The organism is Kineococcus rubinsiae, from assembly GCF_011839805.1.
In the GTDB taxonomy this organism is placed as follows: domain Bacteria; phylum Actinomycetota; class Actinomycetes; order Actinomycetales; family Kineococcaceae; genus Kineococcus; species Kineococcus rubinsiae.
Genome location: NZ_VWPY01000011.1, coordinates 56,561 through 79,262 on the forward strand (window position 1 = coordinate 56,561; position 22,702 = coordinate 79,262).

21 protein-coding genes are annotated in these 22,702 nt (G+C 74.5%); 4 read left to right on the top strand and 17 right to left on the bottom strand.

Annotation, left to right across the window (positions count from 1 at the left end):
- Nucleotides 1–64: 64 nt before the first annotated feature.
- The 7 genes from F1544_RS08565 to F1544_RS08595 form a co-directional block, all read right to left on the bottom strand.
- On the bottom strand, nucleotides 65–1,321 hold the full coding sequence (locus F1544_RS08565) for a deoxyguanosinetriphosphate triphosphohydrolase (RefSeq protein ID WP_167584226.1): 1,257 nt from the start codon (nucleotides 1,319–1,321) through the stop codon (nucleotides 65–67).
- Complete coding sequence (gene dusB / locus F1544_RS08570; RefSeq protein ID WP_167584229.1) at nucleotides 1,314–2,510, bottom strand: tRNA dihydrouridine synthase DusB; 1,197 nt, start codon at nucleotides 2,508–2,510, stop codon at nucleotides 1,314–1,316. Before dusB ends, F1544_RS08565 begins: the two co-directional genes overlap by 8 nt.
- 16 nt (nucleotides 2,511–2,526) lie before the next feature.
- Nucleotides 2,527–3,030, bottom strand: coding sequence for an ATP-binding transcription factor AbmR (abmR, locus tag F1544_RS08575; protein ID WP_167584232.1), 504 nt, complete (start codon nucleotides 3,028–3,030; stop codon nucleotides 2,527–2,529).
- 62 nt (nucleotides 3,031–3,092) lie between these two features.
- Nucleotides 3,093–3,497, bottom strand: coding sequence for a universal stress protein (locus F1544_RS08580; protein ID WP_167584235.1), 405 nt, complete (start codon nucleotides 3,495–3,497; stop codon nucleotides 3,093–3,095).
- Nucleotides 3,494–4,276, bottom strand: coding sequence for an ATP-binding cassette domain-containing protein (locus F1544_RS08585; protein WP_167584238.1), 783 nt, complete (start codon nucleotides 4,274–4,276; stop codon nucleotides 3,494–3,496). The genes F1544_RS08580 and F1544_RS08585 overlap by 4 nt, the downstream gene beginning before the upstream one ends.
- Nucleotides 4,273–5,298 carry an ABC transporter permease gene (locus F1544_RS08590; protein WP_167584240.1) on the bottom strand — a complete coding sequence of 342 codons (1,026 nt, stop codon included), beginning with the start codon at nucleotides 5,296–5,298 and terminating at the stop codon, nucleotides 4,273–4,275. Before F1544_RS08590 ends, F1544_RS08585 begins: the two co-directional genes overlap by 4 nt.
- A 29-nt stretch (nucleotides 5,299–5,327) precedes the next feature.
- On the bottom strand, nucleotides 5,328–6,371 hold the full coding sequence (locus F1544_RS08595) for a substrate-binding domain-containing protein (protein ID WP_167584242.1): 1,044 nt from the start codon (nucleotides 6,369–6,371) through the stop codon (nucleotides 5,328–5,330).
- Between the two features lie 300 nt (nucleotides 6,372–6,671).
- Between F1544_RS08595 and F1544_RS08600 the strand changes: the two genes are divergently transcribed.
- Nucleotides 6,672–7,670 (top strand): LacI family DNA-binding transcriptional regulator, encoded by a 999-nt coding sequence (locus F1544_RS08600; protein WP_167584244.1) that lies wholly within the window; start codon nucleotides 6,672–6,674, stop codon nucleotides 7,668–7,670.
- A gap of 12 nt (nucleotides 7,671–7,682) precedes the next feature.
- On the opposite strand, the gene F1544_RS08605 is transcribed toward F1544_RS08600, so the two are convergent.
- From F1544_RS08605 to F1544_RS08635, 7 genes are all read right to left on the bottom strand, one after another.
- Nucleotides 7,683–8,756, bottom strand: coding sequence for an NAD(P)/FAD-dependent oxidoreductase (locus F1544_RS08605; protein ID WP_167584246.1), 1,074 nt, complete (start codon nucleotides 8,754–8,756; stop codon nucleotides 7,683–7,685).
- Nucleotides 8,753–10,081, bottom strand: coding sequence for an HNH endonuclease (locus tag F1544_RS08610; RefSeq protein ID WP_208971514.1), 1,329 nt, complete (start codon nucleotides 10,079–10,081; stop codon nucleotides 8,753–8,755). Before F1544_RS08610 ends, F1544_RS08605 begins: the two co-directional genes overlap by 4 nt.
- A 69-nt stretch (nucleotides 10,082–10,150) precedes the next feature.
- Nucleotides 10,151–10,759, bottom strand: coding sequence for a response regulator transcription factor (locus F1544_RS08615; protein WP_167584248.1), 609 nt, complete (start codon nucleotides 10,757–10,759; stop codon nucleotides 10,151–10,153).
- On the bottom strand, nucleotides 10,756–11,913 hold the full coding sequence (locus tag F1544_RS08620; RefSeq protein ID WP_167584250.1) for a sensor histidine kinase: 1,158 nt from the start codon (nucleotides 11,911–11,913) through the stop codon (nucleotides 10,756–10,758). The genes F1544_RS08615 and F1544_RS08620 overlap by 4 nt, the downstream gene beginning before the upstream one ends.
- 44 nt (nucleotides 11,914–11,957) lie before the next feature.
- Nucleotides 11,958–12,755 carry an ABC transporter permease gene (locus F1544_RS08625; protein WP_167584252.1) on the bottom strand — a complete coding sequence of 266 codons (798 nt, stop codon included), beginning with the start codon at nucleotides 12,753–12,755 and terminating at the stop codon, nucleotides 11,958–11,960.
- A complete protein-coding gene (locus tag F1544_RS08630; RefSeq protein WP_167584254.1) occupies nucleotides 12,752–13,723 on the bottom strand; it encodes an ABC transporter ATP-binding protein in 972 nt (323 codons plus the stop codon). Before F1544_RS08630 ends, F1544_RS08625 begins: the two co-directional genes overlap by 4 nt.
- A 109-nt stretch (nucleotides 13,724–13,832) precedes the next feature.
- Nucleotides 13,833–15,224, bottom strand: coding sequence for a glycine--tRNA ligase (locus F1544_RS08635; RefSeq protein WP_167584256.1), 1,392 nt, complete (start codon nucleotides 15,222–15,224; stop codon nucleotides 13,833–13,835).
- 181 nt (nucleotides 15,225–15,405) lie between these two features.
- On the opposite strand from F1544_RS08635, the gene F1544_RS08640 reads away from it, so the two are divergent.
- From F1544_RS08640 to ppc, 3 genes are all read left to right on the top strand, one after another.
- The gene (locus F1544_RS08640; protein WP_167584258.1) at nucleotides 15,406–15,810 is read left to right on the top strand and encodes a Fur family transcriptional regulator; all 405 of its coding nucleotides are present in this window, start codon (nucleotides 15,406–15,408) and stop codon (nucleotides 15,808–15,810) included.
- Nucleotides 15,811–15,944: 134 nt separating this feature from the next.
- Nucleotides 15,945–16,226, top strand: coding sequence for an HU family DNA-binding protein (locus tag F1544_RS08645; RefSeq protein ID WP_167584260.1), 282 nt, complete (start codon nucleotides 15,945–15,947; stop codon nucleotides 16,224–16,226).
- Between the two features lie 236 nt (nucleotides 16,227–16,462).
- A complete protein-coding gene (ppc, locus tag F1544_RS08650) occupies nucleotides 16,463–19,324 on the top strand; it encodes a phosphoenolpyruvate carboxylase (RefSeq protein WP_167584262.1) in 2,862 nt (953 codons plus the stop codon).
- A gap of 53 nt (nucleotides 19,325–19,377) precedes the next feature.
- Here ppc and F1544_RS08655 read toward each other — a convergent pair whose 3' ends face one another.
- Genes F1544_RS08655 through F1544_RS25795 form a run of 3 tightly spaced genes read right to left on the bottom strand, consistent with a single transcriptional unit; the run spans nucleotide 19,378 to nucleotide 22,650 of the window.
- A complete protein-coding gene (locus F1544_RS08655; RefSeq protein ID WP_167584264.1) occupies nucleotides 19,378–20,244 on the bottom strand; it encodes an isoprenyl transferase in 867 nt (288 codons plus the stop codon).
- A gap of 44 nt (nucleotides 20,245–20,288) precedes the next feature.
- Entirely contained in the window at nucleotides 20,289–21,047 is a 759-nt protein-coding gene (recO, locus tag F1544_RS08660) for a DNA repair protein RecO (RefSeq protein WP_167584266.1), read from the bottom strand.
- 4 nt (nucleotides 21,048–21,051) lie between these two features.
- The gene (locus F1544_RS25795; protein WP_167584268.1) at nucleotides 21,052–22,650 is read right to left on the bottom strand and encodes a GGDEF domain-containing protein; all 1,599 of its coding nucleotides are present in this window, start codon (nucleotides 22,648–22,650) and stop codon (nucleotides 21,052–21,054) included.
- Nucleotides 22,651–22,702: the final 52 nt, after the last annotated feature.

Sequence of the window (22,702 nt, forward strand, 5' to 3'; positions counted from 1 at the left end):
TGCATGATCACGGCAGGGAGTGTCACCTTCGGTCTCGCGGACCCGAGGGTCTGGGCCGCAGGGGTCAGGGCCGCAGCCGGGCGTGCCAGGCGACCGCGGAGACGTCCGTGAGCGAGGCGATCTGGTCGACGACGACGCGCAGCCGGGCCGCGTCGTCGGCCGCCGCGTCGTAGTCCTCGCGGAACGGGGGTTCGAGGTCCTCCGGCGCCCGCTGGAGCAGCCGCTGCAGCAGTTCGCTGAGCAGCTCCCGCTGCCGGGCGTAGAACGGCTGCCGCTCCTGGGTGCTCATGACGAACGTCGCCGCGACGCCCTTGAGGACCGCGACCTCGAGCGCGGTGCCCGCGGGCACGACCACGTCGGCGGCGTAGCGGGTGATCGGCCCGTCGGCGTGGGCCGCGCGCGTCGCGGCCTGCGCCGCACCGGCGAAGCGGCCGATGAGCTGGCTCGTCATGTCCTTCAGCGCCGCGAGGTGCCGCCGGCCGCCGAAGACCTCACCGGGGCGCTCCGCGGCCCAGAACGGCAGGGCGCCGAGGCGCTGGAGCGCGTCCGCCACCTCGTCGTCGCCCACGTCGGGCAGGTACCAGTCGCGGGTGATGGCCGCGACGCGCTGCCGCGTCTCGGGCTGCGCCAGCCACTGCAGGCGCACGTGGCCCGCGACCACGGCGTCCTCGACGTCGTGGACGCTGTAGGCCACGTCGTCGGCGAAGTCCATGACCTGGGCCTCGACGCACGGCCGGTGCCGCGGGGCGCGGTCGCGCAGCCACGTGAACACCTCGAGGTCGTCGGGGTAGGCGCCGAACTTCGCCGTCGGGCGCGGGGCGTCGCCCGGGGCCCACGGGTACTTGGTGGCCGCGTCGAGGCTCGCGCGCGTGAGGTTCAGGCCGACGGGGCGGCCGTCGTCGGCGACCGTCTTGGGTTCCAGCCGCGTCAGCAGCCGCAGCGTCTGCGCGTTGCCCTCGAAGCCGCCGATGTCGGCGGCCATGCCCGCGAGCGCCCGCTCGCCGTTGTGGCCGAACGGCGGGTGCCCCAGGTCGTGCGCGAGGCAGGCGGTGTCGACGACGTCGGGGTCGCAGCCGAGCACCGCGCCGAGCTCCCGGCCCACCTGCGCGACCTCGAGGGAGTGCGTGAGGCGGTTGCGCGTGAAGTCGTCCGTGCCGGGCCCGACGACCTGGGTCTTCGCGGCGAGGCGGCGCAGCGCCGAGGAGTGCAGGACGCGGGCCCGGTCGCGCGCGAACGCGGTGCGCCCGTGGGTCTTCGGGGGTTCCGGCGCCCAGCGCTCGACGTCGGCCGGGGCGTAGCCCGGGTGGTCCGGCTCAGCCACCGGAGACGGCCAGCTCCGCCTGGCGCACGACCTCGAGCGCGGCCCCGGACAGCTCCCGGTCCTCGAGCCAGCCCTCGGGGAGCGCGACGCGCTGCGGGGAACCGGCGCGCCCGCGCGAACCCTCCGCGGCGGCACCCGGGTAGGGCTGGGTGAGGTCCATGGTGGCGATCAGCTCGTCGAGGGCGTCCAGGGTGTCGACGAGCGCGAGGCGGGCGCGCAGGTCCCCGCCGACGGCGTAGCCCTTGAAGTACCAGGCGACGTGCTTGCGGACGTCGCGGCAGCCGCGCAGCTCGTCGCCGAAGTGCTCGCACAGCAGTTCGGCGTGGCGGCGGATGGTGGCGGTGACCACGTCGAGGCCGGGCCGGTGGCGTTCGGGGCGACCGGCGAAACCCGCCTCGAGGTCGGCGAACAGCCAGGGCCGCCCGAGGCAGCCGCGGCCGACGACGACGCCGTCGCAGCCCGTGCGCCGCACCAGCTCCAGCGCGTCCTCGGCGGACCAGACGTCGCCGTTGCCCAGCACGGGGATCGTGGTGACGGCGTCCTTGAGGCGGGCGATCGCCTCCCAGTCGGCCTGGCCGGAGTAGTGCTGCGCGGCGGTGCGGCCGTGCAGCGCGACGGCGGCGACCCCCTCGGCCTCGGCCGCGCGGCCCGCGTCGAGGTAGGTGAGGTGGTCGTCGTCGACGCCCTTGCGCATCTTCACCGTGACGGGGATGCCGGCCTTGGAGGCCTCGCGCACGGCGCCCGCGACGATGGAGCGGAACAGCCCGCCCTTCCAGGGCAGCGCCGCTCCCCCGCCCTTGCGGGTCACCTTGGGCACGGGGCAGCCGAAGTTGAGGTCGACGTGGTCGGCGAGGTCCTCGTCCACGACCATCCGCACGGCCGCGGCGACCGTGACCGGGTCCACGCCGTACAGCTGCAGGCTGCGGGGCTGCTCGTCGGCGTCGAAGGTGACCAGGCGCATCGACTCGGCGCTGCGCTCCACCAGGGCGCGGGACGTGACCATCTCGCTGACGTAGAAGCCCTGGCCGTGCTCGCGGCACAGGCGGCGGAACGCGGAGTTCGTGATGCCCGCCATGGGGGCGAGCACCACGGGGGTCGTCGAGGTGTGCGGGCCGATGCGCAGCGGCGCCACGGCGGGCGCGGGGGTCGCGGTCCCGGCCGTGCGCTGCGGGGTGTCGAGGAGGCTCACCCCCCCATTGTGACGCTCAGACCGAGGGACCTGCCGCACGCGCCTCCCGGACGGCCACGAGCGAGCTGCGCAGCTGCTCGATCCAGTCGCCCTCGTGCTGGGCGACGAGGCGGACCGACCAGGCCAGCGCCTCGGAGCGCGAGCGGGCGATCCCGGCCTCGACGAGGGTGTCCAGCGTGCGCCGCTCGGGCTGGCGCAGGCGCGTCATGACGGGGACGGCGACGGTCGTGAACAGGACGCGGCTCTCCCCGCAGTCCACGCCCCAGGCGATCTTGCGGTCGAAGAGCTCCTCGCCCTCGCGCGCGATGCGGATGCGCTGCTCCCGCGTGTCCTCGCGGAACCGGGTCGCGCGCCCCGCCGCGGCCGCGGCGGCGGCCCCCTCGGAGGCGCCCTCCGCGACGTCGGGGGCCTCGAGGCGACCGACGACCACGATCTCCTCGCGGTCGACGGTCACCTCGGGCTCCCCGGTGAACCACTCGCTCGGCAGGCGGCCGGCGAACCATGCTGCGATGTCATCCATTACGCGATTACACGCTTGTAGCAGTGGTCCGTCAACCCGTTCTGCTCAGGGGAGAGCGGGGGTCAGACGACGTCCGGGGCGCGGACGGCGAGGACGGGGCACGGCGCGTCCAACAGGACGCGCTGGGCGGTGCTGCCGAGCAGGGCCTTGCGCACCGGCGAGCGGCGGTGCAGCCCCACGACGACGAGCTCCGCACCGGCGGTCTCGGCGACGTCGAGGATGACCTCGGCGGCCGAGCCCGAGGCGGCCGAGCGGTGCTCGATGCGGTGCTCGACGCCCTCGGCGGCGAGGCGCTGCTCGACCGCGTCCATGTCGACCTCGTCGGCCGCGGTCGGGCGCGTGAACCCGGCCTCGTCGACGATGTTGACGACGACGACCGCGCACCCGCGCCAGCGCGCCTGGCGGATCGCCTCGGTGACCGCGAGGAAGCCCGTGCGGTCCGGCACGTACCCGACGACGACGCTCACGACGCCTCCGCCACCATCGCCGGCGGCGGCAGGGCCCCCGTCATGATCCCGACGACCTCGTTCATCTCGTGGTCGCCGGGGCGCACGACGGTGGCGCGCCGGCCGAGGCGGTGGATGTGGATGCGGTCGGCCACCTCGAACACCGCGGGCATGTCGTGGCTGATGAGCACCACGGGGATCCCGGTGTCGCGGATGCGGCGGATCAGGTCCAGCACGCCCTTGGACTCGCGCACGCCGAGCGCGGCGGTCGGTTCGTCCATGATGACGACGCGGCGCCCGAAGGCGGCGGCCCGGGCGACGGCCACGGTCTGGCGCTGACCGCCGGAGAGGCTGTCGACGGGCTGCGTGATCGACTGCAGCGTCGTGATGCCGAGCGCGTCCATCTGCTTGCGGGACTGGGCGCGCATCTCCTTGACGTCCAGCATCCGCAGCACGGAACCCAGCGGGCCCTTGCGGCGCAGTTCGCGGCCGAGGAACAGGTTGGTCGCGATGTCCAGGGCCGGCGCCATGGCGAGGTCCTGGTAGACGGTCTCGATGCCGGCGAGCTGCGCGTCGTGCGGGCTCTTGAAGTGCACCTGCTTGCCGTCGAGCAGGACCTCCCCCGCGTCCGGGACGACGTCCCCGGACAGCACCTTGATGAGGCTGGACTTGCCCGCTCCGTTGTCGCCGATGACGGCGAGGATCTCCCCGGCGCGCAGGTCGAAGTCGGCGCCGGCCACGGCGGTGACGTGGCCGTACCGCTTCACGATCCCGCGCGCCTCCAGGACGATGTCGTTCATCGGGCCTTCTTCCGGGTCACGGTGTCGAGCGCCACAGCGGCGATGACGAGGATGCCGGTGACGATGTTCTGGTACAGCGGGTCGATGCCCGCCTGGGTCAGGCCCGACTGCAGCACCAGGACGATGAGCGCGCCCAGGTAGCTGCCGAGGACGGTGCCGCGACCGCCGAAGAGGCTCGTGCCGCCGATGACGACGGCCGTGATGGTGTCGAGGTTCGCCGTGGGGAACGCGTTCGGCGAGGTGGCCGGGCTGCGCCCGAACGCCTGCAGCGCCGCGAGGGCGTAGAGGACACCGGCGAGGACGTACACCGAGATGAGCACTCGCTGGGTGTTGATGCCGGTGCGCTTGGCGGCGAGCTCGTTGTTGCCGACCGCGTAGACGTGACGTCCCCACGCGGTGCGCGTCAGCGCGTAGTGCAGGACGACGACGCTGAGCAGGACGACGATGACGCCGAGGGTGATGCGGAAGTAGCCGAACAGGTAGGTGCCGCTGGACAGGAACGTCAGCGGGCCGCTGTCGACGAGGACCGTCTCCTTCGTGTAGAGCCGCGAGGCCGCCTGCAGGATCGTCAGCAGGCCGAGGGTGACGATGAACGGTGGTAGCCCGAGCCTCGAGACGATGAGGCCGGAGACCATCCCCAGTGCGGCGCAGACCAGGAGCCCGACCGCGAGGGCCGGCAGCTGGAGGCTGAGGCTGTCCGCGGCGATCTTCGCGATGACCAGGGTGCCGAGCACCATGATGGCGCCGTTGGCGAGGTCGATGCCGCCCGTGAGGATGATGATCGTCTGGCCCAGGGCCAGGGTTCCGACGACGACGGACTGCTGGAGGATCAGCGAGAAGTTGTCGGCGCTGAAGAAGTTGTCCGTGAGGACGGAGAACACCAGGCACGCCAGGATCAGCGCGGCGAGGGGTCCGAGGACGGGGTTGCGGAACACGCGGTCGACGATGGTGACGGCGCGGGTTCCCGAGGTGTCGGGCACCTCGGCGGCCTTGGCGCCGGCCTGCTGCAGCTGTTCGGACATGGGTGCCTCTCAGTCGTGTCGCAGGGAGATCAGGACGCCGAGCCCCAGCAGTTCTCCAGGCCCCACGCGGTGTCCTGCGCCTCCAGGCCACCGAGCGGCTTGTCCGTGATGAGCTGGACGCCCGTGTCGATGTAGCCGGAGGCGGGGACGGTCGGCTTGGTGCCGTCCTTGGCGAAGGCGAGCGCGGCCTTGACGCCCTCCTCGGCCATCTTCGACGGGAACTGCATGACGGTGGCGGCGATCTGGCCGTCCTTGACGGCGGTGACGCCGGCGCAGCCGCCGTCGATGGAACCCACGACGACCTGGTCGGTCTTGCCGGCGTTCTTCAGCGCGGTCGCCGCACCGATCGCGGCGGGCTCGTTGATCGTGTAGACGGCGTTGATCTGGTCGTTCTTCTGCAGCAGGTTCTCCATGGCGGTCTGACCCTTGGCCTGGTCGCCGTTGGTGTCCTGCGTGCCCGCGATGTCCGGGCTGCCGTCGGCCAGGCCGATGCCGGTGAGGAACCCGGAGTGGCGCTGGTCGCCCACGGAAACACCGGGCTGCAGGTCGAGCATGGCGAGCACGGGGGTCTTGCCCGCGAGCGCCGCCTTGACGTAGGCGCCCTGCTGCTCGCCGGCCTTGGTGTTGTCGGTCGCCCAGGTCGCGTCGACGCCCTTGTTGCCGTCGGTCTGGGTGTCCAGCGCGGCGACGAAGATGCCCTGCTTCTGGGCCGCCTCCAGCGTGGGCACGATCGCCTTGGAGTCGTTGGGGGTGATGAGGATGGCCTTGACGCCCGAGGCGATGAGGTTCTCCACCGCGGCGACCTGGCTGTCGTTGTCGCCGTCGGCCGTGCCGGCCTTGGCGATGAGCTCGGCCCCGCCGGCCTCGGCGGCCTTCGTGGCGGCGTCGCGCATGGACACGAAGTACGGGTTGGAGTCCGTCTTCGTCACGAGACCGATCTTGATCGTCCCGCCGCTGTCCCCGGAAGAGGTCCCCCCGGTCTTGGTGCTCGAGCACCCGGCCAGCGCGGTCGGCAGCGCGAGCAGGACGGCGGCGGCGGCCAGGGAGCGGGCGGTGCGGGTGGAGACGTTCATGGGGTTCCTCTCGGGGAGCTCACGACCCGCGACCGGTGTCGGCGGCGGCTCGGGCGGGGCGTGGCGGCGGTCTGTGGACGCTGCTAGGCACGGTGGCGCGGGGTGCTGCACCGGACGGTGGGTGCTCCTTCGCGACGGTGTCCGGCGACCGGTGCGGGCTGCTCTGCCTGACCGGGTGCGCCGACTGTAGGGCCGTCACCCACCGTCAGGCAAGCGCTTGTCCGAATCGTGACAAGGCCTTGCGCAAGCGGTTGTCTTCAGGTCACCATCAGTTCCTGTCCGCGGAAGAGGAGAACGTCGATGGCGACGATGGCCGACGTCGCGAGGCTGGCCGGGGTCAACCCCTCGACGGTCTCGCACGTCCTGAACGGCACGCGCAACGTGAGCGGGCCGACCCGGCAGCTCGTCCTGGACGCCATCACGGCGACCGGGTACCGGCCGAACGCGCTGGCGCGCTCCCTGGCGACGTCCAGCACCACGACCCTGGGGCTGGCGAGCCGGTTCGTCTCCAACCCGCACTTCGCCGACCTGGTGCGCGTCATCGAGGCCGAGGCGCGGGCCGCGGGCTACACGCTCGTGCTCGCCGACACCCACGACGAGGCGGGCGAGGAGCTGCGGGCGGTGGGTCAGCTCGTGGACCGCCAGGTGGACGGCGTGCTGCTGGCCCCCTCGGCGGCCGCGGACACCCACGCCCTGCCGTTCCTCGCCGCGAACCGGGTCCCGGTCGTGCTGCTGGACCGGTTCGCGACCGCGGACGTGGACCAGGTGGCGCCGGAGAACACCGAGGCGACGGCCCTGCTGACCGGTCACCTCGCCGACCTCGGGCACCGCCGCATCGCCTTCGTCGCGGGCCTGGACGGGCTGAGCTCCACCACGGAGCGCCGCGCGGGCTACGAGCGCGTCGTGGCGCAGCGGGGCCTGGACGCGGACGCGTCGCTGGTCCTCGCGGGCGACAGCGAGGCGGCCACCGCGCAGCTCGCCGTCGAGGCCGCGTTCAGCCGGCGCGAGCGCCCGACGGCCGTCGTCGTGGGCAACAACGCCATGACGGTGGGGACCCTGCGCGGTCTGCGGACGCTGGGTCTGCGGGTGCCGACCGACGTGGCGCTCGTGGCCTACGACGACCCGGAGTGGGCGGACATCGTCGAACCGCGGCTGACGACGATCGCGCAGGACGTCCCGGGGATGGCGCGGCGCGCGGTCAGCCTCGTGCTGGAGCGGATGGCCGACCCGGCGCTGGCCGCCCGGCGCGAGCGGATCGAGCCGGCGTTCCGGCACCGCACGTCCTGCGGCTGCGCCTGACGCGCTCCCCGCTCACCGGCCGAACCGGCACCTGCGCAGGAGGGCCGACTCGGCACCGGTGACGACCTCGCGCGCGACCTCGCGGCCCAGGACGGGCGCGAGGCAGACGCCGGAGTGCGCCACCACCACGAACAGGCCCGCCACGCCGGGGGCGGGACCCACGATCGGCGCCCCGTCGGCGGGCATCGGCCGCGGCCCGACGGTCGCGGCCTCGAGCCGGAGGTCGTCGGTGCCGCGCAGCGTCGCCCGGATCCGGGCCGCCGTCGCGGTCGCGAGGGCGTCGAGGTGGGCCGGCGACGGGTCGCCGTCGGCGGCGCTGACCAGGAGCGAGCCGTCGCCGTCGGCGCGGACCTCCAGCTCCGGGCACGAGAGGACGGCGCGCAGCCGGCCAGAGGGCGCGCGGGCGGAGGGGGCGCGGAAGCGCAGCAGCGTCGCGGGTGAGGCGGCCACGGGGACGTCGACCCCCGCGGCCGCGCAGAGGACGCGCGTCCCGGCCCCGGCCGCGACGACGACGTGGTCGGCGGCGATCGGTCCGCGGTCGGTGGCCACGCCGAGGACGCGCGCGCCGCCCGGGCTCACGTCCAGCCGGGCCTCCACCCCGGTCAGCAGCCGCGCTCCGCCGGCGACTGCCGCGGCCACGAGGGCGCGGGTGACCGCGCCGGCGTCCACGGCCGCGTCCCCCGGGACGTGCACGGCCGCTTCCGGGGGCCGCCGCAGCGCGGGTTCAAGGGTGCGGACCTCCGCGGCGCCGAGCAGGTCGGCGTCCGCCTCGGGCGGCTCCCCCACCGGGTGGTGCCCGGGCGGCCAGGACAGCGACCCCGACCAGCGCACCCGCACGCCGGGCACCTCCTGCTCGAGCCGGCGCCACTGCGGCAGGACGTGGTCCCGCAGGTCCGCCGCCCCACCGGGCCAGCGGCCGTGCCGGCCGACCCAGCCGAAGGAACTCCCCGTCGCCCCGGCCGCGGGAACGTCCTGCTCGACGATCGTCACGCGGGCGCCGAGGCGCGTCAGCTCGTAGGCGGTCGCAGCACCGACGATCCCTGCGCCGACGACCACCACGTGCGGTCCGTCGCCCGCCGAGGTCACGCGGCCAGCCCGAGTCGCCGGCGCAGGTCCGCCTCGATCCCCGACGCGTACCGCTCGGTGGGCAGCGCCGGGTGACCGAGCACCGGCGGTGGTGAGCTCGCGTACGCGTGCCCGGTGGGGGTGGTCAGGGTGGTGGTTCCGGTGTCGGGGTCCCGGGCGGAGCGGCACCCGGGGAGTTCCTTGGTGTGGTTGCAGGCCTCGCAGAGCCCCTGTCCGTTGTCCGCGGTGGTCGGACCGCCGCGGGCGTGAGGTTCGACGTGGTCGAGGTGGCGGATCAGGGCGTCGCAGAACGGGGTGGCACAGCGCTGATCCCGGGCCCGCAGGAACGCGGCCAGGCCGGCGGGGAAGGTCCGCTGCTTCGACTCGAGGGCGACCAACTGGCTCGTGTCCGGGCTGGTGAACAACCGCCGCACCCACGCCTGACCGGCCTCGGAGGCGGTGGCGAGGAGTTCTCGAGCGATCGAGGCCGGCACCGGACCGTGGCCCGGAACGCTTGCGGACACGTCACCCGCGTCCAGCAGCGTGTCCGTCGGCATCACGAGGTGCACCACGATCGGGACGGGGTCGGTGTGCGGGTCCCGGCCGGTGATCCGACACACGAGGGTGTCGGCCATGACCTGACCGCGGCCTCGCTCGTCACCGGGTTGACGGGTGGCGGCGTGCGTCGAGACGGCCGTCAGCAGAGCCGCGTGGACGGCGACCCCGTCGGCCACCGGCAGCAGCGCGGTCACGTAGGTCATCGTGTCCGGCGCCGGGCGGATCGACACGCACCGCTCGTTGGCCGCCTTCCTCACGCGAGCCACCGCGGACGCCGGGTCGACCTGCTGAGCCAGGGCCCGCGCGGACCCGATCACGGACGCGGCACCGACGCCGGGACGGGAGAACTCTCCAGCGAGAGCATTGTCGACGCGGCTCCGGTCCTCCCGAGCCAGGCACACGGTCGCCTGGACGACCTTGGTGGCGGTCCACTCCTCCACCACCCCCGTTCGCAGCGCCGCCAGCGTTTCCGGCAGGTCATCGACAAGGGCGAGAGCGGCGCCGACGAGACGCCCACCCTGGTGCGGCGACACCCGCCGCGCGGCCGCGACCTGCGGCCCCACCGACCGGCCGCGCTTCACTGCGGGAACTCCGGCCGCCACCTCGTCGGCGCGGACCGAGCGAGACAACTCCGCGGTCGCCTCGGCCTGCACCGCGGCGAGCGCCCGCTTCGCGCGTTCCGCGGCGGCGATCACGTCCACCAGTTCAGCGTCGGAGAGGCCCGCGGAAACGGCGTCGAACAACCCGTCGACCACCTGGTCGAGAGCCGTCGCGCACGTCGTGGACACGTGTTCGATCCTACGGCAATCGGCTTCTCGGTTCAACAGGTTTCCCTGTGCCGCAACGAGAGTCGACTTCTACAGCAGCCAGCCGTTCGCGTCGGCCAGGCGGACGGCCTCGGCGCGGGTGCGGGCACCGGTCTTGCCGATCGCGGCCGAGAGGTGGTTGCGGACCGTCCCCTCACTGAGGCCGACGGCGTGCGCGAGGTCGGCCACCGTGCCGCCCTCCCGCGCGGCGCACAGCACCTGCTGCTCGCGCGCGGTGAGCGGGGAACTGCCCGTCACGAGGCTCTCGGCCGCGAGCGCCGGGTCGACGACGCGCAGGCCGGTGGCGATGCGGCGCACCACGTCGGCCAGCTCGCGGGCCGGGGTGTCCTTGACGACGAAACCCGACGCACCGGCCTCCATGGCGCGGCGCAGGTACCCGGGGCGGCCGAACGTCGTGACGATGCAGACCCGGGTGGCGGGCACGGCCCGGCGCACCGCAGCGGTGGCGGCGATGCCGTCCAGGCCCGGCATCTCGATGTCGAGCAGCGCGACGTCGGGACGGTGCTCGCGGGCCGCGGCGACGACGAGGTCGCCGCGGTCCACCTCGGCGACGACCTCGAGGTCGGGTTCCAGCGACAGCAGGGCCGCGAGGGCGCCCCGCACCAGCGCCTGGTCGTCGGCCAGCAGCAGGCGGATCACGGCTGCCCCACCGCGACCTCCACCCGGAACCCGCCCTCGGCGGAGCGGCCGACCGTCAGCGTCCCGCCCGCGCTGCGCGCGCGGTCGGCCAGGCCGCTCAGCCCGTGCCCGTCGCCCGCACCCGGCCGCGGTCCGGTGCCGTCGTCGCTGACGGCGACCGAGGCGGCGGTGAGCTCGACGCGGCAGTGCCGAGCGCCGGAGTGCCGCACGACGTTCGTGACCCCCTCGCGCACGACCCAGCCGAACAGCTCCGCGAGCTCCCCGGGGACCTCGTCGACGGCGCCCGGCAGGTCCGCCTCGATGCCCGCGGCGGCGAGCGCCTGCCGGGCCCCCGCGAGCTCGGTGGCGAGCGTGACCTCGCGGAAGCCCTCCAGCGCGGCGCGGACGTCGGTCAGCGCGGTGCGCGCCAGACGCTCCACGTCGGCGACCTCGGCGGCCGCGCGCGCCGGGTCGAGGTCCATCAGCCGCCCGGCGAGCTCGGCCTTGAGGGTGATGACCGTCAGGGAGTGCCCGAGCAGGTCGTGCAGGTCGCGGGAGAACCGGCTGCGCTCCTCCGCGACCGCGAGGCGCGCGAGGTCCTGCTGGGCGACGGCGAGCTCGCGCCCGCGGCTGATCATCCGGGAGACGCCGTAGACGGCGACGCTCGCGAGCACCGTGCCGGCCGCCGTCCCGGTGACCCCGCCCCAGCCGGGCACGAGCCGCGCCGCCACCAGCAGTCCGCCGGTGACGAGGACGACGATGACGCCCGCCACGCGCAGGGAGACCGCGAAGGCCGCGTAGGCGCAGACGAACACGAGGGTGTTGGCGGCGGAGGCACCCGCCGCCGGGACCACGGCGGCTCCCAGTGCGAGCAGCAGCGCGATCCCGAACGTGGCCTCGCGCGGCGAGGCGCCCAGCGTGCCCGTCGAGCGGCCCTGCTGCCAGCGCCGCCACAGCAGGACGTAGGCGAGGCCGAACACCACGACGCTCGCGGTGCCCAGCACGGCCAGCGCGCGGTCGGGATTGCCCAGCGCGTCCTCGAACGGCTCGACGAGGAACAGCAGCCAGACCGCGGCGAACACCCACCCGTAGCGCCACCGCGGGAACAGCATCGGCGCGACGGCCGGGGTCTCGACGAGGGACCGGGCCGGCACGGCGGACGGGGCGGGAGCCACGCCAGGACTCTGCCAGAGCACCCGGTCCGCCGGCGGTGCGGCGCTCACACCCGCGCGGTGTCGCGGCGGAACAGCAGCGCGGCACCGACGCTGAAGACGGCCGCCCAGGCGACGACGTTCACGACGCCCCCGAGGACGGACCCGTCGTGGGTCAGCGGGTAGCGGGCGAGGACCCCCACGCCGTAGGCGGGCGTGAACTGGGCGATCCGCTGCATGAGGTGGGGGAAGAGGAAGAGCGGCACGAACAGGCCGCCGAGCATGGCCAGCACCGACATGGCCGCCCCGAGGATCTGCATGGCGTTCTCCGACGGCAGCAGGTAGCCGACGGCGAGCCCGAGCGCGGCGAACACCAGCGACCCGAGCCACGCGACGACACCGCCGACGACCCACGCCCGCGCGGGCATCCGGGCGCCGGAGACCGCCCCGACGACGAACTCGACGGCCACGGGCAGCAGGGCGATCGTCGCGGCCGCCAGGACCTTGGTGACGACGTAGGTGGCCGGGCGCAGCGGGGTGAGGCGCAGCTGCCGGCTCCAGCCGCTGGCCCGCTCGACGGCGACCGAGGCGCCGACGCTCGTGGCAGCCACCATGGCGCCGTACACGCCGAGGCTGATCATCACGTAGGCGCGGCTGGCGGCGTCCTCCTGCCCGACGCCGAAGATGACGTAGAACACGACCGGCATGACGATCGTGGAGACGAGCGTGCGCCGGTTGCGCAGGACGCGGCGCACGTCGAGGCGCAGGTAGGTGGTGTTCAGCGGGGAGCGGGGCACGTCGACCGCGGCGGGGTCCGCGGCGGCGGTGGCGGCGGTGGCGCTGGTGGTGGGCGTCAGGGTGCTCATCGGGGGACCTCGTCCGTGCTCGTGGTGCTCGTCAGGGAGATGAACGCGTCCTCGAGACCGCGCGAGGTGACCTCGAGGTCGTGCGCGGCGGTCTGCGTGAGCAGCCACCGCGCGACCGCGTCGGAGTCGTTGGCCTGCACCAGGACGGTGTCGCCGTGCACGTCGAGCTCGTCGACGCCGGGCATGCCGGCCAGGTCGCCGAGCCGGACGCCGGGCAACGTCGCGCGCACCGTGCGGCCCGTGGACAGCGCCTTGACCTCGGCGGCCGTCCCGTCGGCGACGACGCGGCCGCCCGCCACGAGGACGATCCGGTCGGCGTAGGCGTCGGCCTCCTCGAGGTAGTGCGTCGCGAACAGCACCGTGCGCCCGCGGCGGGCGTCGTCGCGGATGGCCGCCCAGAACGCGCGGCGGCCCTCGACGTCCATGCCCGTCGTGGGTTCGTCCAGCACGAGCAGGCGGGGGTCGGGCAGCAGGGCCATGGCGAAGCGCAGCCGCTGCTGCTGCCCGCCCGAGCACCCGCCGACGCGGCGGCCGGCGATGTCGGCGATCCCCGCGCGGCGCAGCACGACGTCGACGGGCTGGGTGCGGGCGAACAGGCTGGCGGTGAGCTCGACGGTCTCGGCGACGCTGAGGTCCTTCAGCAGCCCGCCGGACTGCATGACGGCGGAGACCCAGCCGTTGGCCACCGCGCCGCGGGGGGTGGTGCCGTACACCGACAGCTCACCGGAGCTGGGTTCGGACAGCCCCAGCACCATGTCGATCGTCGTGGTCTTCCCGGCGCCGTTGGGGCCGAGGAACGCGACGACCTCGCCGGGCTGCACGACGAGGTCGATGCCGTCGACGGCCTGCACGGCGCCGAAGTGCTTCGTGATGCCCGCCAGGTGCAGCGCGGGGACGGTGCCCGCCGGGGCGGCGGGGACGGCGGTGCGCAGCCGGCCCGCGGTCGGGGCGGCGGTCGTGGTGTCCATGCCGACGATCCTGTCGGCGACGGCGGGCCCCGCCCCGGGCCCGCCGTCACGCCGTGACCATGACGGATGTCACGACGGGTGCCCCTCCCGGGAGGGGCACCCGGGGACCTCAGGCGCCGATGAGCCGCGCACCCAGCCAGGACGTGACCTGGGTGAGCCCGACGCGCTCCTGCGCCATGCTGTCGCGCGAGCGGATGGTGACGGCCTCGTCCTCGAGGGTGTCGAAGTCCACCGTGATGCAGAACGGCGTGCCGACCTCGTCGTGGCGGCGGTAGCGGCGCCCGATCGCCCCCGCGTCGTCGAACTCCACGTTCCAGGACCGACGCAGCTCCGCGGCGAGGTCGCGCGCCTTCGGCGAGAGGGACTCGTTGCGCGACAGCGGGAAGACCGCGGCCTTGACCGGGGCGAGGCGGTGGTCCAGGCGCAGGACGGTGCGCTTGTCCACGCCGCCCTTGGTGTTCGGCGCCTCGTCCTCGGAGTAGGCGTCGACGAGGAACGCCATGAGGGAGCGCGTCAGGCCCGCCGCGGGCTCGATCACGTAGGGCGTCCAGCGCTCGCCCTTGGCCTGGTCGAAGTAGGACAGGTCGACGCCGGACTCCTTCGAGTGCGTCGAGAGGTCGTAGTCGGTGCGGTTCGCGACGCCCTCGAGCTCACCCCACTCCGAGCCCTGGAACCCGAAGCGGTACTCGATGTCCACGGTCCGCTTGGAGTAGTGCGACAGCTTCTCGGCCGGGTGCTCGAAGAAGCGCAGGTTGTCCGCCGCGATGCCGAGGTCGGTGTACCAGCGCATGCGCTCGGCCAGCCAGTACTCGTGCCACTCCTCGTCGGTGCCGGGCTCGACGAAGAACTCCATCTCCATCTGCTCGAACTCGCGGGTGCGGAAGATGAAGTTCCCGGGCGTGATCTCGTTGCGGAAGCTCTTGCCGATCTGGCCGATGCCGAACGGCGGCTTCTTGCGCGCGGAGCCCATGACGTTGGCGAAGTTCACGAAGATGCCCTGCGCGGTCTCGGGCCGCAGGTAGTGCAGGCCCTCCTCGTTGTCCACGGGGCCGAGGTAGGTCTTCATCAGCCCCGAGAACTCCCGCGGCTCGGTCCACTGCCCGCGCAGGCCCGTGTCGGGGTCGACGACGTCGGCCAGGCCGTTCTCCGGGGGGTGCCCGTGCTTGGCCTCGTAGGCCTCGATGAGGTGGTCGGCGCGGTAGCGCTTGTGCGTGACCAGGGACTCCACCAGCGGGTCGGTGAAGACGGACACGTGGCCCGAGGCCTCCCAGACGCGGCGCGGGAGGATCACGGAGGAGTCGAGCCCCACGACGTCGTCGCGGGTGGAGACCACGGTGCGCCACCACTGGCGCTTGATGTTCTCCTTCAGCTCGACGCCGAGGGGGCCGTAGTCCCACGCGGACCGGGTGCCGCCGTAGATCTCCCCCGCGGGGAAGACGAACCCCCGGCGCTTGGCGAGGTTGGTGACGGCGTCGAGGCGGGACGCGGACTGCTGTGCCACGGGGGCTCCATCCGGCTGGGTGTCGGCGGTGGGCTCCGCCGGCTGACGGAGCGGGCTCCGAGGCTACGCGCCGGACGGGCCGCCGCTCCCCCGGGTTCTCGCGCGGCGGGCGGCGCGGCGGGGTGCCGTAGAGTCGGCGCGCCGGGACACCACGTCCGGCGCAGGCGAGGAGGGGACGTCCATGACCGCGGTCCAGCGCCGTTCGACCAAGCAGCGCTCGGCGGTCTCGGCCCTGCTCGACGAGGCCGACTCCTTCCTCTCCGCCCAGGACCTGCACGCCCGGCTGCGCGAGCGGGGCGAGGCCGTCGGCCTCGCCACCGTCTACCGGGCCCTGCAGGCGCTGGTCGAGGACGGCGACGTCGACGTGCTGCGCACGGACGACGGGGAGTCGATCTACCGCCGCTGCAGCACGGGCCACCACCACCACCTGGTGTGCCGGCGCTGCGGGCGCACGGTCGAGGTGGAGGGCCCCACCGTGGAGAGCTGGGCGCTCCGCGTCGGCAGCGAGCACGGCTTCACCGCCGTCGAGCACGTCGTGGAGGTCTTCGGCGTCTGCGCCCCGTGCAGCGCCGCGGAGCCCGCCTGAGCACCTGTTCCACCGACCATCCGCTCCCGGCGGGTCGACCCCGACGCGCCGTGACGGACCGCACATGACCGCAACGGCGTGTGACCGGCGATAATCTCGCTGGGCACGCCACCAGACGACACCGGGAGAACACCGTGAACCGCACCGAACTGATCAGCGCCCTCGCAGAGCGCAGCGGCGTGACGCAGTCCGACGCCGACTCCGTCATCAACGCCCTCGGCGACGTCCTCGTCGACGCCGTCGGCCGCGGCGAGGACGTCCGCCTGCCCGGTCTCATGACCGTGGAGCGCGTCGAGCGCGCCGCCCGCACGGGCCGCAACCCCCGCACCGGGGAGACCCTCGAGATCGCCGCCTCCTTCGGCGCGAAGCTCACCCCCGGCTCCAAGCTCAAGGCCGCCGCCAGCGGCAAGGAGTGACCCCCGGCGCGGGGGCGGCGCACGTGCGCCGCTGACCCGCGCCACCCCCGGCCCTCGTCTCCCGCCCCGACAAGGGTGCGCCGCGCGCGGCGCGCCGGGTGGCCCCCGCTTCCCGCGCGGGCCACCGACCCAGCAGACTGCACCGCACCGGCCCCCGGCCGGTGTCAGCAGGTTCGGTTGTGCGACGGCGTCAGCGTCGACCCACGCACCGGCACGGAGGCGAGGGCCAGCACCACATGACGACCCAGGACCACACGAGGACCCAGGACCCTTCGGCGCGTCTCGACGGGGACGGACCGTCCCTGGACGCGTCCCTGGACGGGGTCTCCTCCGACGCGGGCCACGCCGCCCTGCGCGCCTCGGTGCGCCGCCTCGGCGAGCTGCTGGGCGAGTCGCTGACGCGGCACGAGGGCCCCGAGCTGCTGGAGCTCGTCGAGCGGGTGCGCGCCCTGGCCCGCCAGCACGACGACGGCCGCGACCTCGCGCAGCTGCTGTCCGGCGTCGACGACGCCACGGCGATCGTCCTGGCCCGGGCCTTCACGGCCTACTTCCAGCTCGCCAACGCCTCGGAGCAGCTGCACCGCGGCCTGGAGCTGTCCCGCCAGAGCGGCGGCGGCCTGCCGGCCGTCCTGGAGCGGCTCGAGGCGGCCGTCGCGGCCGGTGACCTCGACCGCGACGAGGCGCTGCGCATCGTGGCCCGCCTGCAGCTGCGGCCCGTCTTCACGGCCCACCCCACCGAGTCCAGCCGGCGCTCCGTGCTCGTCCTGCTCCTGCGGCTCACGGGCGTCATCGAGGCGCTCGAGGACCCGCAGCAGAGCCCGGCCGACGCGGCCCGCAGCCGCCGCCGCCTCGCCGAGCACGTCGACCTGCTGTGGCAGACCGACGAGCTGCGCGTCGAGCGCCCCCGGCCCGCCGACGAGGCCCGCTCGGCCCTGCACTACCTGCGCTCGCTCGCGACCGACGTGCTGCCCGACCTGCTCGAGGACCTCGAGGTCGGCCTTGCCGGCATCGGCCTCGTGCCCGACGCGGAGGCCGGACCGGGGACGCAGCTGCGCCCGCTGCGCTTCGGCAGCTGGGTCGGCGGCGACCGCGACGGCAACCCCAACGTCACGCCCGAGGTCACGCTCGAGGTGCTGCAGCTGCAGCACGAGACGGCGCTGGACCTGCTGGCCTCGCAGGTGCGGGTGCTGCGCACCGAGCTCGCGTCCTCCACGAAGATCGTCGCCGTCACCCCCGAGCTCGCGGCCTCCCTCGCCGCCGACGCCGAGGCCCTGCCCCAGGTGGCCAGCGACCGCGCCCGCATCAACGGCGAGGAGCCCTACCGCTTCAAGCTCTCCTACGTCCTGGCCAAGCTCGAGGGCACCCGGGCGCGGCTGCGCGCCGGGTCCGAGCACGTCGACGGGCACGACTACGCCGGCGCCGACGAGCTCGTGGCCGAGCTGCAGCTCATCGCCGACTCGCTGCGCGCCGGCGACGGCGACCTCGCGGCCGACGGCACCGTGACCCGCCTCGTCCGCGTCGTGCGCGCCATCGGCTTCGGCCTGGCCACCCTCGACGTGCGCGAGCACGCCGAGAAGCACCACGCGGCGCTGGCGGCGATCTACGACCGCCTCGACGAGCTGGACACCCCCTACGCGGAGCTGGACCGGCCCGCGCGCCGGGCGCTGCTGTCGAAGGAGCTCACGGGCCACCGCCCGCTCATCGGCGCCGCGGCGCGCACCCTCACCGGGACGCCGGCGCAGGTCGTGCAGCTGTTCACGACCATCCGCACGGCGCTGGACCGCTACGGCGACGACGCCATCGAGACCTACATCGTCTCGATGACCCAGGGCATCGACGACCTGTTCGCGGTCGTCGTCCTCGCCCGCGAGGTGGGCCTGGTCGACCTCGCGGAGGGCTCGGGCGCGGGCGCCGACGTGGCGCGCATCGGCTTCGCGCCGCTGTTCGAGACCGTCACCGAGCTGGAGGCCGCGGAGGAGCTGCTCGAGGGCCTGCTCTCGGACCCCTCCTACCGCCGCGTCGTCGCCGCCCGCGGCGACGTGCAGGAGATCATGCTCGGCTACTCCGACTCCTCCAAGGACGCCGGGATCGCCGCGTCGCGCTGGCAGATCCACCGCGCCCAGCGCGCCCTGCGCGACGTCGCCCGCCGCCACGGCGTGGTGCTGCGGCTGTTCCACGGCCGCGGCGGCTCGGTCGGGCGCGGGGGCGGCCCCACGGGCGAGGCGATCCTCGCTCAGCCCTACGGCACGCTCGACGGGCCCATCAAGGTCACCGAGCAGGGCGAGGTCATCTCCGACAAGTACGTGCAGCCGCGTCTGGCGCGGCACAACCTCGAGGTCGCGGTGTCTGCGGCGCTGGAGGCCTCGACGCTGCACCGCACGTCGCTGCAGCCGCGCTCGGTCATCGACCGCTGGGACACGACGATGGACCTCGTCGCCGCCAAGGGCCAGGAGGCCTACCGCGGGCTCGTCGGCGACCCGGGGCTGGTGCCGTTCTTCCTCACCGCCACCCCCGTGGAGGAGCTCGGCAACCTCAACATCGGCTCCCGGCCCTCCCGCCGCCCGGGCGGCCCGGGCGGGCTCGCCGACCTGCGGGCCATCCCGTGGGTGTTCGGCTGGACCCAGAGCCGCATCAACGTGCCCGGCTGGTTCGGGGTGGGTTCGGGGCTGGCCGCGGCGCGCGAGGCGGGCCGCGCGGACACCCTCGCGGAGATGTTCCAGAAGTGGAACTTCTTCCGCAGCTTCATGTCCAACGTGCAGATGACGCTCGCGAAGACCGACCTCGGCATCGCCGCGCACTACGTCGAGGAGCTCGTCGGCCCGGACGACCGCGCGCCGTTCGAGGTCATCCGCGCCGAGCACGCCCGCACCGTCGAGCAGGTCCTGCTCCTCACGGGCCAGGACGAGCTGCTGCAGGGCGCGCCCGTCCTCAAGCGGACCCTCGAGCTGCGCGACGCCTACCTGGCGCCCCTGCACGCGCTGCAGGTCACGCTGCTCGGGCGCTCCCGCGCGGCCGGCGACCAGCCCGACCCGGCGCTGCGCCGGGCGCTGCTGCTGACCATCAACGGCATCGCCGCGGGGATGCGCAACACCGGCTGAGCCGCTGCCGCGCAGCCGTTGTCACGGCCAGGACGGTGGGGCGGCGCCGGGGGTCACGCGGGAGGTTCCCGCGGGGCGTCCGGCGCCGTCGGCGCGTCGCGGGCCGCGCCGTAGCGGCGGTCGCGCTGGGCGTAGGTCTCGATGGCCGCCCAGAGCGAGCGCCGGTCCACGTCGGGCCACAGCACGTCGGAGAACACCATCTCCGCGTAGGCGGACTGCCACAGCAGGAAGTTCGACGTCCGCTGCTCCCCCGACGAGCGCCAGAACAGGTCGACGTCCGGCATGTCGGGTTCGTCGAGGTGGCGGGCGACGGTCTTCTCGGTGATCTTCGCGGGGTCGAGCGTCCCCGCCCGCACCTGCTCCGCGATGGAGCGCACGGCGTCGGCGATCTCGGCCCGGCCGCCGTAGTTCACGCACATCGTGAGGGTCAGGACGTCGTTGTCCCTCGTCATCTCCTCCGCGGCCTCCAGCTCGTCGACCACGCTGCGCCACAGGCGGGGACGGCGCCCCGCCCAGCGGACGCGGACCCCCCAGCGGTGCATCTCGTCGCGGCGGCGGCGGATCACGTCGCGGTTGAACCCCATGAGGAAGCGGACCTCGTCGGGGCTGCGCTTCCAGTTCTCCGTGGAGAACGCGTACGCCGACAGGTGCTTCACGCCGACCTCGATGCCGCCCGCGACGACGTCCAGCAGCGACGCCTCGCCGCGCTGGTGCCCCTCGTTGCGGGTCAGGCCCCGGGAGTTCGCCCAGCGGCCGTTGCCGTCCATGACGACCGCGACGTGGTGCGGGACGAGCTCGGGCGGCAGCTGCGGCGGCCGGGCGCCGGACGGGTGCGGCGGCGGCGGTTCGACCGCGACGCGCTCGGGGGCGGGCGCGGGGCGCCGTCGGCCGAAGCCCGTCCGGCGGGCAGGGGTGTCCACGGCGCTCAGCCTTCCACGCGCGAGCCCGCCGTCACGACCGCGGCTCAGACCCGTTCGACGTGGCGCAGCGAGCGGATGCCGCGCTCGAGGTGCCACTGCAGGTAGGCCGCGACGAGCCCGCTGCCCTCCTTGCGGCAGCGCGCGTCGGCCTGCTCGGCGACGTCCCAGTCCCCGCTGAGCAGGGCCGCGAGCATCTGCAGGGTTCGCGGGTCGGGCGCCGCGCAGCCCGGCGGGCGGCAGGACGGGCAGACGGCCCCGCCGACGGCCACGGCGAAGGCGCGGTGCGGGCCGGGCGCCCCGCAGCGGGCGCAGTCCACGAAGCTCGCCGCGTACCCGGCGATCGCGAGCGAGCGCAGCAGGAACGCGTCGAGGACCATGGTCGACTCGTGCTCGCGGCGCGTGAGCGTGCGCAGGGCGCCGACGAGCAGCAGGTACTGCTGGGTGGCGGACTCCCCCTCGACCTCGGTGAAGCGCTCGGCGGTCTCCAGCAGCGCGTGCCCCGCGGTGTAGAGCGCGTAGTCGGCGGCGATGACCTGGCCGTAGGGGGCGAGGACCTCGACCTGCGTGACGATGTCCAGCGACCGGCCGCGGTGCAGCTGCACGTCGACGGTCGTGAAGGGCTCCAGTCGGGCGCCGAAGCGCGAGGACGTGCGCCGCACGCCCTTGGCCACGGCCCGGACCCGGCCGCCGTGGCGCGTCAGGAGCGTGATGATCCGGTCGGCCTCACCGAGCTTCGCGGTGCGCAGGACGACCGCCTCGTCGCGGTAGCTCCTCGACCCCCCGATGCTCGGTTCCCTGCCCATGCCCTCAGGCTCGCACAGCCCGGTCCCGCCCCGCGCGCTTGGCCGCCGCGCAGGCCGCGTCGGCAGCTGAGAGCGCCTCCGCCGCAGGCGCCGGGCCGCTCACCCCGATCGAGGCCGTGAGCTTCAGGCCCCGGGAGAGGTCCGACCACGGCTCCTCGCGCACGGCCTCCAGCAGCCGCTCCGCGACCGTCATCGGGTCCACGCCCTCGTCCGTGCCGCCGGCCGGCGCCTCGGCGGGCAGCAGGACGACGAACTCGTCGCCGCCGTAGCGGATGACGACGTCCTCGCCGCGGCAGCGCTGGACCAGCAGCTTGGAGAAGCGGCGCAGGACGTCGTCGCCGACCTCGTGGCTCTGCTCGTCGTTGACCAGCTTGAAGCGGTCGAGCGCGACGAACACGGCGCTGAAGCGGCGGTCGGGGCGCTCCAGCACCTGCTGCAGGCGCCGCCGGTTGCCGAGGCCCGTGACCGGGTCCTCCAGCGCGGCCCGCCCGAGGCGGTCGCTCTCCTGGGCCATCTGCCGCAGCCGGATGCGGTCCTGCAGCGACTCGAACCGGCTCTCGCGGTCCTCCCACAGCCGGGCGAGGGCCGTGCGGACCAGGGTCTGCAGGGGCGCGACGGCCGTGTGCGGGCCCTGCTCGCGCACGGCGTTGCGGCCCTGCGCCGACAGGGCCGTGAGCCCCCAGACGTCGAGCTGGGTCGTGGAGGAGCTGCGCACGACGTCGGCCAGCAGCGGCCCCGCGGCCGAGAACGCCCCGCGCTGGCCCAGCACGAGCGCCAGGCCGATCCGGGCGATCTGCGTCTCCGCCAGCTCCTCGCGCAGGCGGAAGGCGGCCATCGCGGGCCGCAGCCGCGCCTCGGCGAGGTCGAGGTCGCCGGCGCGCTGCAGCACGTAGCCCTCGATGACCTCCGCGCGCGCGAGCATCTCCGGGTAGCCCACGTCGAGGGCCAGCGCGCGCATCCGCGCCGCCCGCTCGAGCGCGACGACGTAGTGCGGGCGCGCCTCGTCCGCGCGCCCGACGATCTCGAGCATCGCGCCCCAGGAGACCTGCAGGACCGCGGCCTCCTGCGCGACGTTGAGCCGCACGCTCGCCGACGGGTAGGCCGCCTCGAGCATCTGCAGCATCAGCTCGTCGGCGGGCTCGTACAGCGCCAGCGCCCGCAGGGCCAGGGCGACCGACATGGTGGCCGAGAGGTGGCTGTAGTCACCCGTGGGGTGACGGGCCACGATCATGCGGCCCTCGGCGAGGTGGTCCATCGCCAGGGCGGTCATGCCCAGGTCGACGCGCGCCTCGGCGAGCAGGGCCAGCGCCTTCGCGCGCCACAGCGGGTCGGCGTCCGGGCCCAGCCGGCGCAGCAGGTGCCCGGCCTCCTCGCTCGCCTCGCTCCAGCGGCCGAGCTGGTGCAGGGCCACCCCGCAGACGAACTGCAGGTAGCGGGCGGTGCGCTCGTCCCCGGCCGCCTCGACGAGCACGAGGCCCTCGCGAGCCGCGGTGACGGCCCGCTCCCCGTAGCCGTCGAGGTAGAGCCGGTGGGCCCACTCCGCCAGCGCGTCGAAGGGCCCGAAGGAGCTCAGGGGCTCCAGGGCCCCTTCGCCTGCCGCCACTGGGATCAGGACTCCCTCCGGGACATCACCCGCGTCGGCACGGGCTGTGATC